The sequence below is a fragment of the Streptomyces rectiverticillatus genome (assembly GCF_013394065.1).
In the GTDB taxonomy this organism is placed as follows: Bacteria; Actinomycetota; Actinomycetes; order Streptomycetales; family Streptomycetaceae; genus Streptomyces; species Streptomyces rectiverticillatus.
This window is the reverse complement of record NZ_CP040752.1, coordinates 6,389,384-6,403,463: the sequence shown is the minus strand read 5'-3', so window position 1 is coordinate 6,403,463 and position 14,080 is coordinate 6,389,384. Positions and strand designations below refer to the sequence as shown.

The following is a 14,080-nucleotide window of genomic DNA, read 5'->3' as shown; positions in this document are numbered from 1 at the left end:
GTCCATTCTCGGTCACGCGCGCTGGCTGCTGACGGAGACCGTCTCGCCGGTCATGTACGAGGAGTAGCCGCTGGCGAGGAAGACGATGACGTTGGCGACCTCCCAGGGCTCGGCGGCCCGGCCGAACGCCTCGCGCCGGGCCAGCTCCTCCAGCAGCCCGGGCGTGGTGACCTTCGCCAGGTGGGGGTGCAGGGCGAGGCTCGGCGCGACGGCGTTGACGCGCACGCCGTAGGCGGCGGCCTCCACCGCCGCGCAGCGGGTGAGCGCCATGACGCCGGCCTTGGCCGCGGCGTAGTGGGCCTGGCCCTGCTGGGCGCGCCAGCCCACGACGGAGGCGTTGTTGACGACGACGCCGCCGGTGCCCCGGGCGCGCATCCGGCGCAGGGCGGCGCGGGTGCAGCGGAAGGTGCCGCCGAGGGTGGTGCCGACGACGGCGTCCCACTGCTCGTCGGTCATGTCGGCGAGATCGGCGGTGCCTCCGAGACCGGCGTTGTTGACGACGACGTCGAGGCCGCCGTGCCGCTCCTCGGCCAGCTCGAACAAGGCCGCGACCTGCGCTTCGTCGGTGACGTCGCAGAGCCGTCCGGCGACCTGGCGGGCGCCGAACTCCTCGCTCAGCTCGGCGACGGCGACGCGCAGCCGGCGCGCGTGCCGGTCTCCGAGCACCACGCGGGCGCCCTCCTCGAGGAACCGGCGGGCGGTGGCGGAGCCGATCCCCGCGCCGGCCGCGGCGGTGATGACGGCCGTGCGGCCGGACAGCAGCGCGTGGGCGGGGAGATAGGGCGGCGGGCCGGGCCGGACAGCGGTGGACTCCTCGACGCTGCTCATGGCCGTACGTTAACCTACCAAACACTTGTTAGGGAAGGATGGTTGATGGCCACTGACCCTGTGACGACCGACGGCCGGCAGGTCCCCGCCGGCCCCGTGGTGCGCTACGAGCGCAGCGGCCCCGTCGCGACCGTCACCATGAACCGGCCCGCGTACCGCAACGCCCAGAACTCCGCGATGACGTACGCCCTGGACGGAGCCTTCTACGAGGCGTCGGGCGACGACGAGGTCAAGGTGATCGTCCTCGCGGGCGCGGGCGATCACTTCTCGTCCGGGCACGACATCGGCACACCCGGCCGCGACGCCCACCTGCCGCACCCCCGCCGGGCGGGCCTGTGGTGGGACCACTCGGACAAGGCCGGTGCGGAGAGCCGCTTCGCGCGCGAGTCCGAGGTGTACCTGGGCATGTGCCGCCGCTGGCGCGAGATCCCCAAGCCGCTCATCGCCTCCGTGCAGGGCGCCTGCGTGGCGGGCGGCCTGATGCTGGCCTGGGTCTGCGATCTGATCGTCGCGAGCGAGGACGCCTTCTTCGCCGACCCGGTGGTCCGGATGGGCATCCCCGGCGTGGAGTTCTTCGCGCACCCCTGGGTGCTGCCGCCGCGCGTCGCGAAGGAACTCCTCTACACGGGCGACCGGATGGGCGCGCACCGCGCCCGCGAGCTCGGCATGGTCAACCGCGTGGTGCCGCGCGAGCAGCTCGCCGCCCGCACCCGCGAACTCGCCGGGCGCGTGGCCGCGATGCCCCGCATGGGCCTCGCCCTCGCCAAGCGCGCGGTCAACCAGGCCGAGGACCTCCAGGGCCTGCACGGCGGTCTCGACGCGGCGTTCGCCCTGCACCACCTCGCGCACGCGCACAACGCCGAGACCTCCGCCGGCCCGCTCGCCGGGATGGACGTGCGCACGATGAAGGCGAGGGCGGCCGGGACGGACGGCGCCTGATGGACCTGGACCTCACGCCCGGGCAGGAGGACTTCCGCGCGGAGGCCCGCGCCTGGCTCGCCGGCCACGTCCCCCGGACGCCGCTCGCCTCGCTGGAGACCGAGGAGGGCTTCGCCGAACACCGCGCGTGGGAACGGACGCTGCACGCGGGCCGCTGGTCGGCCGTCTCCTGGCCGGCCGCGTACGGGGGCCGGGGCCGTTCGTTCCTGGAGTGGCTGGTCTTCGAAGAGGAGTACTGGGCGGCGGGCGCACCCGCCCGCGTCTCCCAGAACGGCATCGGCCTGCTCGCCCCGACCCTCCTCGAACACGGCACGCAGGAGCAGCGGGCCCGGATCCTGCCGGCGATGGCGAGCGGGGAGACGGTGTGGGCGCAGGCGTGGTCCGAGCCCGAGGCCGGGTCGGACCTCGCGTCCCTGCGGTCGATCGCGGTGCGCACGGCCGGCGGCTGGCTGCTCAGCGGGCAGAAGACCTGGTCGTCGCGGGCCGCGTTCGCCGACCGCGCCTTCGGGCTGTTCCGCAGCCACGCGAGCGCCGGCCGGCCCCACGAGGGCCTGACCTACGCGATGTTCGGGCTGGACGCGCAGGGGGTGCGGGTGCGCCCGGTCGGCCGCCTCGACGGCCGGCCCGCGTTCGCGGAGATCTTCCTGGACGAGGTGTTCGTGCCCGACCGGGACGTCGTCGGCACGCCCGGCGACGGCTGGCGCGTCGCCATGAGCACCGCGGGCAGCGAGCGCGGCCTCACCCTGCGCAGCCCGGGCCGCTACGTGGCGGCCGCGCGCCGGCTGGTCGCCCTGTGGCGGGTGGCCGCCGACCCCGGGGACACGGCGCTGCGCGACCGGGTGGCCGACGCGGTGGTGCGGGCCCGCGCCTACCAGCTGTACGGGTACGCGTGCGCGGCGGGCGGGCCGCGGGGCGCGGAGCCGAGCCTCACCAAGCTGTTCTGGTCGGAGCTGGACCTGGCACTGCACGAGACGGCGCTCGACCTGCTCGGCCCGTACGGCGAACTGGCCGGCCCGGCGGGCGACGCCCCGGCGCACGGCGGCTGGGCGGAGGGCTTCGTCTTCGCCCTGGCGGGGCCGGTGTACGCGGGCACGAACGAGATCCAGCGGGACATCGTCGCGGAGCGGCTGCTGGGGCTTCCGAAGGGGCGGCGGGCATGAGGGGTGTACGGGACGTTCCGCCGGCCGTACGGGCGTGGGCGCGTGCCGTACGGGGGCGGTCGGCATGAGGTTCGCACTCGACGACGAGCAGCGGGAGTTCGGGCGGACGCTCGGGCGGATGCTGAGCGCGGCGGACACCCCGGCGGCCGTACGGGCCTGGGCGCGGGGCGACCACGGGCCGGGGCTCGCGGTGTGGGAGCGGCTGGCGCGGGCCGGGGTCTTCGGGCTGGCCGTACCCGAGGCGTTCGGCGGCGCGGGGCCGCTGCCGGTGGAGGCGGCGGTGGCCTTCACGGAGCTGGGCCGGCACGCGGTGCCCGGTCCGGTCGTGGAGACGGCCGCCGTGTCGGTGCTGCTGGCGCGGCTGGCCGAGGCGGGCCGGCCGGTCCTCGCGGAGGCCTGGCTGCCGCGCGTGTGCGACGGCGGGGCCCGGGTGACGGCGGCCCTGCCGGGCGCACCGGGCGGCAGCCCGTACGCGCTGGACGCGGACGTGTGCGACGGGGTGTTCGTCGCGCCGGGCGGCCCGGACGACCTCTTCCTGGCCACCGGCCACGGCCCCGTCCAGCCCTCGCTGGACCCCGCGCGGCGGCTCGCCCTGCCGCGGTGCGGTGCGGAGCCGGTGGCCGCGGGGCGGGCGGTGCGCGAGGCGGCGCGGCTCGCCGCCGACTGGGCGGCGTTCGCGACGGCCGCGCAGGTGCTGGGCGTGGGGCTGGCCCTGCTGGAGCGGACGGTGGGGTACGTGCGGCAGCGCAAGCAGTTCGGCGTACCGGTCGGCGCCTTCCAGGCGGTCAAGCACCGGCTGGCGGACGTGCGCGTGGGCCTGGAGTTCGCCGGGCCGCTCGTGTACGGCGCGGCCGTGGCCCTGGCGGCGGGGAGGCCGGGAGCCGGGGCGGAGGTCGCCGCGGCGAAGGCGGCGGCGTCGGACGCCGCCTATGCCGGGGCCCGGGCCGCCCTGCAGCTGCACGGCGCGATCGGCTACACCGCGGAGTACGACCTGTCGCTGTGGCTGGGCAAGGCGCGGGCGCTGCGCTCGGCCTGGGGGACGCCGGCGGGCTGCCGGGCCCGCACCCTCGATTTATTTTTCTTGTAAAACACTTGCTAATCTTCTGCCATGCTCAGACGCTCCCCGCTGCCCGGGCCCCTGCACGCCGCCCTCCGGATCGGCCGGCCTGCGGACATCTGGTACAAGTCGGCCCTCAGCGGCGTCGTGGCGATGGCGGTCCCGTACGCCGCCCTGCTCGCCGCCGGCCGGCTGGATCTCGCGCTCTACACCTCCGCCGGAGCCCTGTGCGCGCTCTTCGGCCACGACCGCCCGTACGCGGCGCGCGCCCGCACCCTCGCCCTGGTGGTGCTCGGCATGACCGCGGGCGTCGGCGCGGCCCTGGCCGCCGCGGTCCTGACGCCCTCCCCCGCCGTCCTGGTGGCGGTCGCCGCCGTGCTCGCCGCCGCGCAGAAGACGGCCTGCGACGCCTTCCGCACCGGGCCGCCGGGCCACGTCGTCCTCACGTTCGTCACGGCGTCGGCGTGCTTCGCGCCGCAGCGCGCCGCGGACCTCCCGCTCCACGTCGGCCTGACGCTCGCCTGCGGCCTGTGGGCCTGGCTGGTCTGCATGGCGCCCGCCCTCGTCCGCCCGCACGGCCCCGAGCGCATCGCCGCCGCCCGCGCCCTGGAGGCCGCGGCACGGCTGGCCCGCGCGAACACGGCGGAGGCGGCGAACCCGGCGGACACGGCCCGCGCGCGCCACGCCGCCTGGCAGGCACTGCTGCGCGCCCCTGCGACGGTGCGCGCCCACGTGCACGACGAGCTCGTCCGCAGGGAGGCGGCCGGGCACGGCCGCGGCGGTACGGACGCGGACCCGCGCCCCGCGGCGGGCACCGCCCCGGACAGCGGGCCCTGGCAGGCCTGGGCCCGGGCCCTGCGCAAGGGCCGCGCCCTGCCCTGGGACGCGCCTGCCGCCCCCGGCCCGGGTGCGATGCCACCCGGACCCCTCCCGCTGTCCCTGCTGCTGCCCACGGGCGCCCGCGTGCTCGCCGGTTCCGCCCTGGCCGGCTGGGCCTCGCTCGCCTGCGGAGTCGGCCACCCGTACTGGGCCGTGGTCAGCGCCGCCTCGGTCGTACAGGCAGGCGGCGCGCCGTCCTGGCAGCGCGCGCTGCAGCGGGTGCTGGGCAACCTCCTCGGCGTCGCGCTCTTCGCCGCGCTGGTGCCCCTCATGCGCACCGGCCAGGCGGCCATGGTCCTGGCCGTTCTCGTCCTGCTCGCCGGCGCCGAGGCACTCATCTCCCGCAACTACTGGCTCGGCACGGTCTGCGTCACCCCGATGGCCCTGCTGCTGACCGAATTCGGCGGCAGCAGCCCCGCCGGGGAGCTCGTCGGCGACCGCTGGACCGATACGCTCGTCGGCGCGGCGGCGGGCCTGCTCGCCTGTGCGCTGGTGACCAACCGGCGGGCGGCGGACCGGGTCGACGCCGCCGTGGTCCGGGTGTCCGAGGCGCACGCCGCGGCCCTCGCCGTGGCGGCGGGTGCCGGCGCCCGCGAGGCGGACCGGGCCCGCGACCGGCTCGCGGCCGCCCTGGTCGACCTGCGGGAGGCGGCCGACGCCGCGGCCGGCGAGTGGCGGCGGACCGCTCCCGGGGAGCGGGTGGCCCGCGCCGAGAACGACGGCCACCGGGCGCTGGCCGCACTCGCCCGAGGGCGCGCGCCAGGCAGTGGCGCGACGCTGATGTGAGGGCTCCCTCCGGACGGTCAGCGGCGGGACGGCAGAATCTACCCGGAGCACCGACTGGAAAGGATCACAACGTGACCGAGGACATCGTCGCGCGCGTGCTGCGGCAGTGGCAGCAGGTCCACCCCGGACTCGACACCGCGCCGATGGCCGTGATCGGCCGGCTCAACCGCTGCGCGGCGCTGCTCCAGCAGGCCACGGACGCCCCGCTGGTGCGCGAGGGCCTGACGCGGGCCGAGTTCGACATCCTCGGCACCCTGCGGCGCACGGGCCGGGAGCTGACCCCGGGCCAGATCGCACGGGAGACCTTCGCCTCCGGGGCGGCCGTCACCAAGCGGCTGCGGGTGCTCGAAGCACGCTGCCTGGTCGCCCGCCGCGCAGACGAGCGCGACCGCCGGGTGGCCCACCTGTCCCTGACGGACGAGGGCCGGGAGCTCATCGACCGGCTGATCCCGCACCAGCTGGGCTACGAGAGCGCGCTCCTCGAAGGGCTCGGCGAGGACCGCCGGGCCGACCTCGCCGCGACGCTCGCCGAGCTGCTCGTCCTGCTGGAGGGGCGGCTCGGCGGCCTCCAGCCCTGACCTCCGGCACCTTCTGCACCGCCTGTTTCGGGCCGTACCCCTGGGGGGTACGGCCCGAAGTCGTTCCTCCCCCTTGCGATCGATACACCCCAGGGGTATACATGGAGAGAGGAGATACCCCCTAGGGGTATGAGGGGAACGGACGAGGAGCGCGGATGAGCACCACGACGAGCAGTACCACCGGCACAGCCGAGGTCGAACTCGCCATCGGCGGCATGACCTGCGCCTCCTGCGCCGCCCGGATCGAGAAGAAGCTCAACCGCATGGAGGGCGTCGAGGCCACCGTCAACTACGCCACCGAGAAGGCCCGGGTCTTCCACGCCGAGGGCGTCTCGGTGGACGACCTGATCGCCACGGTGGTCGCCACGGGCTACACCGCCGAGCCGCCCGCACCCGCCGAGGCGGCGCCCGCCGGTGCGCAGGAGGGGCGGCCCGCCGGGGAGGGCGACGAGCTGCGCACGCTGCGGCAGCGGCTGATCACGGCCGTGGCGCTGGCCGTCCCCGTCGTCCTGCTGGCCATGGTGCCCGCCCTGCAGTTCGAGTACTGGCAGTGGCTGTCGCTGACCCTGACGGCGCCCGTCGTCACGTACGCCGCCTGGCCCTTCCACCGCGCCGCGTTCACCAACGCCCGGCACGGCGCGGCCACCATGGACACCCTGATCTCGGTCGGCACCTCGGCGGCCTTCCTGTGGTCGGTGTGGGCGCTGTTCCTCGGCGACGCCGGCATGCCGGGCATGACGCACTCCTTCGACCTGACGGTCACCCGCGGCGACGGCGCGGAGAACATCTACCTGGAGGCGGCCGCGGGCGTCACCGCCTTCATCCTGGCGGGCCGCTACTTCGAGGCCCGCTCCAAGCGCAAGGCCGGGGCCGCACTGCGGGCCCTGATGGAGCTGGGCGCCAAGGAGGTCACCGTTCTGCGGGGCGGGCGGGAGGAGCGCATCCCGGTCTCCGGCCTGGCAGTGGGCGACCGCTTCCTCGTCCGGCCCGGCGAGAAGATCGCCACCGACGGCACCGTCGTCGAGGGCAGCTCCGCCGTGGACGCTTCGATGCTCACCGGCGAGTCCGTCCCCGTCGAGGTCGGCGTGGGCGACGCGGTCACCGGCGCCACGCTCAACGCGGGCGGCCGCCTCGTCGTCGAGGCCACGCGCGTCGGCGCGGACACCCAGCTGGCCCGGATGGCGAAGCTCGTGGAGGACGCGCAGAACGGCAAGGCCGCGGCCCAGCGCCTCGCCGACCGCATCTCCGCCGTCTTCGTACCCGTCGTCATCGTCCTCGCGCTCGCGACCCTCGGGTTCTGGCTGGCCACCGGGGCGGGAGCGACCGCCGCGTTCACCGCGGCCGTGGCCGTGCTGATCATCGCCTGCCCGTGCGCCCTGGGGCTCGCCACGCCCACCGCCTTGATGGTCGGCACCGGCCGCGGCGCCCAGCTCGGCATCCTCATCAAGGGCCCCGAGGTCCTGGAGACCACCCGCAAGGCCGACACCGTCCTCCTCGACAAGACCGGCACCGTGACCACCGGCCGCATGACCCTGCTCGCCGTCCGCACCGCCGACGGCGTGAGCGAGACCGACACCCTGCGGCTGGCGGGCGCGCTGGAGCACGCCTCGGAGCACCCCATCGCCCGGGCTGTCGCCGCGGGCGCCGCCGAGCGCGTCGGCACGCTGCCCGTACCGGAGGACTTCGCCGACCTCCCGGGCCTCGGCGTCCAGGGCGTCGTCGAGGGCCGCGCCGTCCTCGTCGGCCGGGAGAAGCTGCTCGCGGAGTGGGCCATGGGCCTGCCGGCCGGGCTGCGCGAGGCGAAGGACGCCGCCGAGGCCGCGGGCCGCACGGCCGTCGTCGTCGCCTGGGACGGCGAGGCCCGCGCGGTGCTGGAGGTGGCCGACGCGGTCAAGTCCACCAGCGCCGAGGCCGTCCGGCGGCTGCGCGCGCTCGGCCTCACGCCGGTCCTGCTCACCGGTGACAACAAGGCCGTCGCCGAAGCGGTCGCCGCCGAGACCGGCATCGACGAGGTGATCGCCGAGGTCCTGCCGCAGGACAAGGTCGACGTCGTCAAGCGGCTGCAGGCCGAGGGCCGTTCGGTCGCCATGGTCGGCGACGGCGTCAACGACGCCGCCGCCCTCGCCCAGGCCGACCTGGGCCTGGCCATGGGCACCGGCACCGACGCCGCCATCGAGGCCGGCGACCTGACCCTCGTCCGCGGCGACCTGCGTACCGCCGCCGACGCCATCCGCCTCGCCCGGCGGACGCTCGGCACCATCAAGGCCAACCTCTTCTGGGCCTTCGCCTATAACGTGGCGGCCCTGCCGCTGGCGGCCGCGGGGCTGCTCAACCCGATGATCGCCGGAGCCGCGATGGCCTTCTCCTCGGTCTTCGTCGTCGGCAACAGCCTGCGGCTGCGGGGCTTCCGCCCCACGGGCTGACGGCGCCCGGTCTCACGCATAAGCCCCCGATGCCGGGTACGTGAGCAATTCGTAACAAGCGCAACGCTCGTCCCCGCCCCCGCCCTCTCACTCGGTGTAAGGGACACCGAGAGGGAGGGCGGGGCGACGCCATGGCGCTGCCGAAGAAGCACAGGAACCGGATCGCGGCCACGGCGGCGGTCTTCGCGATAGCCGCCGGGACGCTCGCCGTGGCCGTCAACGACCGCGAGAGCGGCGGTACTTCCCAGGCGGCGGACAGGCCCGCGCCCGGCAGGACGGTCAGTCAGGAGATCGAGCACCTGCCGGAGGACTCCGGCAAGGCGGTCAACCTCACGATCGACGACGGCCCGGACCCGACGTGGACGCCCAAGGTCCTGAACGTGCTGAAGGAGTACGGCGCCAAGGCCACGTTCTGCATGACCGGGCCCAACGCGCAGAAGCACCCGGACCTCGTCGGGAAGGTCGTCGCGGCGGGCCACCGGCTGTGCGACCACTCCATGTCGCACGACACCAGGATGGACAAGAAGCCGGTGGCGTACCAGGAGAAGGAGATCCTGGACGCCCGACGGCTCATCGAGGAGGCCTCGGGCGGCGAGCCCGTGCGCTACTACCGGGCCCCCGGCGGGGCGTTCACCCCGGACAGCCGGCGCATCGCCGCCGAGCACGGGATGCGCCCGCTCGGCTGGAACGTGGACACCAAGGACTTCGAGCGCCCGGGCGTCGAGAAGATCCTCGACACCGTCGAGCGCCAGCTGGGCAAGGGCCCGACGATCCTGATGCACGACGCCGGCGGCCCGCGTGCCCAGACCGTGGAGGCCCTCGGACGGCTGCTGCCCAAGCTCAAGCAGGAGGGTTACGCCTTCAGCTTCCCGCGGACCTGACCCGGACCTGGCCCGGACCTGGCCCGGACCTCCGCCCGGGCCGGTCCCGCCGAGCCGGCCCCGTCCCGGCTCAGCGGGACTGTGCCGGAGTGGGCAGCTTCGCCGCGGGGAAGGCCTGGTTGCTGTCGCAGACCAGGTCGGTGATGACGTAACTGCCGCCGCTGAGCTCGACCTTCACGTCGTGGATCTGCCGCCCCCGGGGCACCTCGTTGGCCGCCGCCGTGCAGACGAACTGGCTCCGGGCCACCGGCGAGAGCCGCAGGACGTTGAACGGCATCTGGATGCTCACCCGGAGGGTCCCGGTCGTGACGTGCACCTCGCCCTTCATCTTGGGCACGTCGGTGTACAACCCCCGGATCCGCTGGTCCTCGTCCGGCCCGTCCAGCAGCAGGGCGACGGCGTCCTCGGCACCGAGCTTGGCCTTGGCCTGGCGGGTCACCTGCGTCACCCCGGTGGGCGACATGAAGTAGAGCTTGGCCTCGGCCGAGTTGACCTCCCCCTGCCGCTTGGCCCCCGTGGCGGGCTGCCCCACGTCGATGACGTCGGTGGTGGTGACGCCGCAGCCCGTGAGCGCCGCGGCCAGCAGGGCGGCCGGGGCGGCGCGGCGTACTCGTCGCGCCTTCACGCCGCCTCTCCCCCGCCCTGCCGCAGCGGCAGATCCACAGTGAACACCGCGCCTCCTCCGGGTCGGTTGGCGGCCCGCACGGTGCCCTCGTGCAGGCGTACGTTCTCCAGGGTGATCGCGAGTCCGAGGCCGCTGCCCTCGGAGCGGGCGCGGGCGGAGTCCGCCTTGAAGAACCGCTCGAAGACGTGCGGCAGCACCTCGGGGTCGATTCCCTCGCCGCGGTCCGCGATCTCGATCAGCAGCCTCCGCCCGGTGCCCTCCCCGGCCACCCGGACCGCGACGTCCACCGGTTCGCCGCCGTGCTTGAGGGCGTTGCCGACGAGGTTGGCGACCACGACGTCGATGCGGCGCGGGTCCAGCCGGGCGCGCACGCCCTCGGGCAGGTCGGCGGCCGCCTTGTCCTGCCAGCCGCGGGCCTGGAGGGTCTTGCGGACGGTCTCGGAGACGTCGACCTCGTCGAGGTGGAGGGCCGCGGCGCCCGCGTCGAAGCGGGAGATCTCCATCAGGTCCTCGACCATCCGGGCGAGCTTGCCGGTCTCCTCGCTGATGAGGCGGACGGCGTAGGCGGTGTCGGGGTCGAGGGAGTCCGCGTCGTCGTCGAGGACGTCGACGACGGCGGTCATGGCGGCCAGCGGCGTGCGCAGCTCGTGCGAGACGTCGGCGGCGAAGCGCCGCGAGTTCGCCTCCATGCGGCGCAGCTCGGCGACGTTCTCCTCCAGGGCCTCGGCCATGTCGTTGAAGGTGCGCGAGAGGTCGGCGAGCTCGTCGCGGCCGGTGACCTTGAGCCGGGTGTCCAGCTCGCCGGCGGCGAGCTTGCGGGAGGCGCGGCGCAGTTCGCGCACGGGCCGCAGCACGCCGCGCGCGGCGATGAGGGCCGGTACGGCGGCCAGGGCGACCGCGGGCAGGGCGCCGCTCTGCGCGGCCTTGACCAGGGCCTGGACGTTCGCCTCGTCCTCGCGGAGCGGCATCTGGGCGTACACCTCCAGGCCGGAGGCCTCGCTGCTGCCGCGGTAGGTGACCGGCAGCCCGATGGCCAGCCAGGGGTCGCCGCCGCTGTCCAGGCGCTGGAAGGCGGGGATGCCCGCGCGGACCTTCTCCTGGACGCCGCGCGGGATGATCCGGCCGTGGTCGCCGCCGGGCACGAGCCCGCTGCCGCGGTAGCGCACGTGGACGGTCCAGCGCTGGGCGCTGCCGGCGGCGTTGAGCCGGTGCTGGAGGTCCTGGAGGGACTGCTGGGAGAGCGGGAAGGCGTAGTCCGGCACCTGCGAGTTCACCTGGGAGCGCAGGGCCTCGATGGCCGTGTCCTGGGTGCGCTTGAGGATGGCCGTACGGGCCTCGCGGAAGGTCAGCGCCGCCGTGGTGAGCGCGCTGAGCGCGGCGACCAGCAGGAACGCCAGGACGAGGCGGGCGCGCAGGCCGGCCGCGACGGCGCGCAGGGACGGCCGGCGCAGGACCGGCATGCGGAAGACGGGCATACGCAGGGCCGGCATGCGCAGGGCGGGCCGCCTCACAGGGGTCCGAAGCGGTAGCCGAAGCCGCGGACGGTCTGGATGTACTTGGGCGACCGGGTGGAGTCCTCGACCTTGGTGCGCAGGCGCATCACGCAGGCGTCCACCAGGCGGGCGTCCCCGTGGTAGCTGTGCTCCCACACGTGCTCCAGGAGCTGCTGGCGGCTGAAGACGCGGCCCGGGGTGGCGGACAGGTACAGCAGCAGCTTCAGCTCGGAGGGGGCGAGCGGCAGGTCCTGGCCGTGCTTGGCGACGAGCAGGCCCTTGCGGTCGACGGTCAGGTCGCCGTGGATCTCCACGGGCTGGAGGGAGGCCGGGTCCGGGCCGCCGTCACCGGGGGCGGCGCGGCGCAGCACGGCGCGGATGCGGGCTTCCAGGACCTCGCCGCGGGCGGGCTTGACGATGTAGTCGTCGGCGCCGGCTTCGAGGCCGAGGACGACGTCTATGTCGTCGCCGCGCGCGGTGAGCATGATGATCGGGATCTGCTGGGTGGCGCGGATGCGGCGGCACACCTCGAAGCCGCTCATGTCGGGCAGCATGAGGTCGAGCAGGACGAGGTCGGGCCGGAACGTGTCCATGGCGGCGAGCCCGGCCCCACCGGTCGCCGCGCCCTCCACCTCGTGGCCGCGGCGGCGCAGGGTGAGGGTGACGGCGTCCCGTACCGCGCGGTCGTCCTCGATCAGCAGTACCCGTGACATGCGGACAGTATCGTTCCCCTCTGCACACTCGTGCGCCGCACGGGCCTCCGAACGGCAGAACTGTCACGGATTGCTCATATTCACCGGTGCCCCGCGGGTCGCTGCACTCGCGCCGCGCTGCGCTTCACCCGTGCCGCGCGTTGCTCCGTCCGGGGCTCTCCGGGCCGGGACGGGCCGGGCCGGGACGGGCCGGGCCGCAGCGGCCTCAGTCGCCCTCCTCCAGGCGGAAGCCGACCTTCAGGCCCACCTGGTAGTGGCCGATCGCGCCGTCCACGAGGTGTCCCCTGATCTGGGTGACCTCGAACCAGTCGAGGTTGCGGAGGGTCTGGGAGGCGCGGTCGAGGCCGTTGCGGACGGCCTTGTCGACGCCGTCCGGGGACGAGCCGACGATCTCGGTCACGCGGTAGGTGTGGTGCGTCATGGGCGCTGCTCCAGGAAGTGTGGGCTGGTGCGGTCCCCACCACCGTGGCTCACCGCGCGCCCGCGCGCGAGGCGAGCGCCCGCGCCCGGCTCACGTCAGGTCGACCACCGTGCGCTCGGCCAGGACGTCCGGCGCGGCCTCGGCTGAGGGCGGGGTGGGCGGGCCCGCGGTGTAGACCGCGAGGAGCTTGCCCGACTCGTCCAGGACGGGGATGTTCTTGGGGATGACCTCCCCGCCCGACAGGGTCAGGGACAGGATGCCGTCGCGGTCGGCGAGCTCCAGCGTCCCGGACGGCTCGGGGGCCTCCGTCGCTTCCGCTTCCTGGTCGGACATGGCAGGGCCTCCTTGTCGCCGGGCAGCCGCAGCCTACCCGCGCCGTGCCGCGGGAACACCCCGCCGACCGGCGCCCGGCTCGGGTGCCGACCCGGCCGGATGCCGGTCCGCTCAGGTGCCGACCCGCGTTACCGGTCCGGCTCAGATGCCGATGTGGTGCCGCAGCAGGGCCCGGAAGTCGCGGTCGAACGCCTCGTAGCGGCGCCGCAGTTCCGCCCCGGGCCAGTCCGCCGGCAGCAGCTCCCGCGGCAGGACCGGGTCCGACAGCAGGTGCCGCAGGACCGCGGCCGAGACCGTGAAGCGTTCCGCGAGGGCCGCCGTGCGGTCCTCGCGGAGGGCGGACTCCAGGAAGCGGGCGCGCGAGGCCCAGCCGTCCAGGTCCCACAAGGCCGCCGCGAGCCGCGCCGGGTCGCCCTCCGGCGCGCCCGTCAGCAGCGTGCACTGGGCGGTGACGACCGGCGGCCGGTCGCGCAGGAGGTTGGCGGGGCGCATCCAGCAGCCTTCGCGGAGTTCGCCGAGGCGGAGCGCTGCCATGGCCTGGCGCAGGGCGGCGCGGTCGGCCGCGCTGCGGCGCTCGGGGGTGACGACGGCGATCTCCCAGCCGCCGTCCCACGGCCGGGTGCGGGGCGCGCGGCTGTCGTCCTGCCGGGCCTGACGGGCGAGGAGCCGGTCGGTCAGCCGGTAGGTGCCCTCGTGCTGCTCCAGGTCGCCCGCGGCGACCATCCGGGTCAGGGCCGTCCGCACCGTCCCCTCCGCGGTCCCGAACAGTTCCCCCACGCGGACGAGGGCGCGCGCCGGGAGCGCGGGCGGGTGGTGCCCGAGGAGGGTGGAGAGCACGACCGAGCGCGCGGTCAGGGGCCGCAGGGCCGGAGCGGCGGGAGCGGCCGGAGCAGCGGTAGCGGCGGGGGAAACGGCAACGGTGTCGTCCATGGCTGGGCCAACCCTATCCATTACAGTCCTTCAT

Annotated in this window: 14 protein-coding genes; 7 read left to right on the top strand and 7 right to left on the bottom strand. The window is 75.2% G+C overall.

What is annotated here, in order from left to right:
- Window positions 1-12: 12 nt before the first annotated feature.
- Window positions 13-828, bottom strand: a complete 816-nt coding sequence (locus tag FGW37_RS27765; protein WP_179083557.1) for an SDR family oxidoreductase — start codon at window positions 826-828, stop codon at window positions 13-15.
- Window positions 829-873: 45 nt separating this feature from the next.
- Here FGW37_RS27765 and FGW37_RS27760 point away from each other — a divergent pair, with 45 nt between their 5' ends.
- The 7 genes from FGW37_RS27760 (at window position 874) to FGW37_RS27730 (ending at window position 9,531) form a co-directional block, all read left to right on the top strand.
- On the top strand, window positions 874-1,767 hold the full coding sequence (locus tag FGW37_RS27760; protein WP_179083556.1) for an enoyl-CoA hydratase: 894 nt from the start codon (window positions 874-876) through the stop codon (window positions 1,765-1,767).
- Window positions 1,767-2,927, top strand: coding sequence for an acyl-CoA dehydrogenase family protein (locus tag FGW37_RS27755; protein ID WP_179083555.1), 1,161 nt, complete (start codon window positions 1,767-1,769; stop codon window positions 2,925-2,927). Before FGW37_RS27760 ends, FGW37_RS27755 begins: the two co-directional genes overlap by 1 nt.
- Before the next feature lie 64 nt (window positions 2,928-2,991).
- Window positions 2,992-4,014 (top strand): acyl-CoA dehydrogenase family protein, encoded by a 1,023-nt coding sequence (locus FGW37_RS27750; RefSeq protein ID WP_179083554.1) that lies wholly within the window; start codon window positions 2,992-2,994, stop codon window positions 4,012-4,014.
- Between the two features lie 21 nt (window positions 4,015-4,035).
- Window positions 4,036-5,649 (top strand): FUSC family protein, encoded by a 1,614-nt coding sequence (locus FGW37_RS27745; protein WP_179083553.1) that lies wholly within the window; start codon window positions 4,036-4,038, stop codon window positions 5,647-5,649.
- A gap of 71 nt (window positions 5,650-5,720) precedes the next feature.
- Window positions 5,721-6,227 carry a MarR family winged helix-turn-helix transcriptional regulator gene (locus FGW37_RS27740; protein WP_058042761.1) on the top strand — a complete coding sequence of 169 codons (507 nt, stop codon included), beginning with the start codon at window positions 5,721-5,723 and terminating at the stop codon, window positions 6,225-6,227.
- Window positions 6,228-6,382: 155 nt separating this feature from the next.
- Window positions 6,383-8,650, top strand: a complete 2,268-nt coding sequence (locus FGW37_RS27735; RefSeq protein ID WP_179083552.1) for a heavy metal translocating P-type ATPase — start codon at window positions 6,383-6,385, stop codon at window positions 8,648-8,650.
- Between the two features lie 131 nt (window positions 8,651-8,781).
- Entirely contained in the window at window positions 8,782-9,531 is a 750-nt protein-coding gene (locus FGW37_RS27730; RefSeq protein WP_179083551.1) for a polysaccharide deacetylase family protein, read from the top strand.
- A gap of 70 nt (window positions 9,532-9,601) precedes the next feature.
- Here FGW37_RS27730 and FGW37_RS27725 read toward each other — a convergent pair whose 3' ends face one another.
- From FGW37_RS27725 to FGW37_RS27700, 6 genes are all read right to left on the bottom strand, one after another.
- Window positions 9,602-10,156: a hypothetical protein gene (locus FGW37_RS27725; protein ID WP_179083550.1), complete on the bottom strand. Its 555-nt coding sequence runs from the start codon at window positions 10,154-10,156 to the stop codon at window positions 9,602-9,604.
- Window positions 10,153-11,646 (bottom strand): ATP-binding protein, encoded by a 1,494-nt coding sequence (locus FGW37_RS27720; RefSeq protein WP_425506600.1) that lies wholly within the window; start codon window positions 11,644-11,646, stop codon window positions 10,153-10,155. Before FGW37_RS27720 ends, FGW37_RS27725 begins: the two co-directional genes overlap by 4 nt.
- 17 nt (window positions 11,647-11,663) lie before the next feature.
- Entirely contained in the window at window positions 11,664-12,362 is a 699-nt protein-coding gene (locus FGW37_RS27715) for a response regulator transcription factor (RefSeq protein WP_058042757.1), read from the bottom strand.
- A gap of 205 nt (window positions 12,363-12,567) precedes the next feature.
- Entirely contained in the window at window positions 12,568-12,783 is a 216-nt protein-coding gene (locus tag FGW37_RS27710) for a dodecin (protein ID WP_179083549.1), read from the bottom strand.
- Window positions 12,784-12,873: 90 nt separating this feature from the next.
- Complete coding sequence (locus tag FGW37_RS27705; RefSeq protein WP_179083548.1) at window positions 12,874-13,116, bottom strand: hypothetical protein; 243 nt, start codon at window positions 13,114-13,116, stop codon at window positions 12,874-12,876.
- A gap of 141 nt (window positions 13,117-13,257) precedes the next feature.
- A complete protein-coding gene (locus tag FGW37_RS27700; protein WP_179083547.1) occupies window positions 13,258-14,046 on the bottom strand; it encodes a PaaX family transcriptional regulator C-terminal domain-containing protein in 789 nt (262 codons plus the stop codon).
- Between the last annotated feature and the right edge of the window lie 34 nt (window positions 14,047-14,080).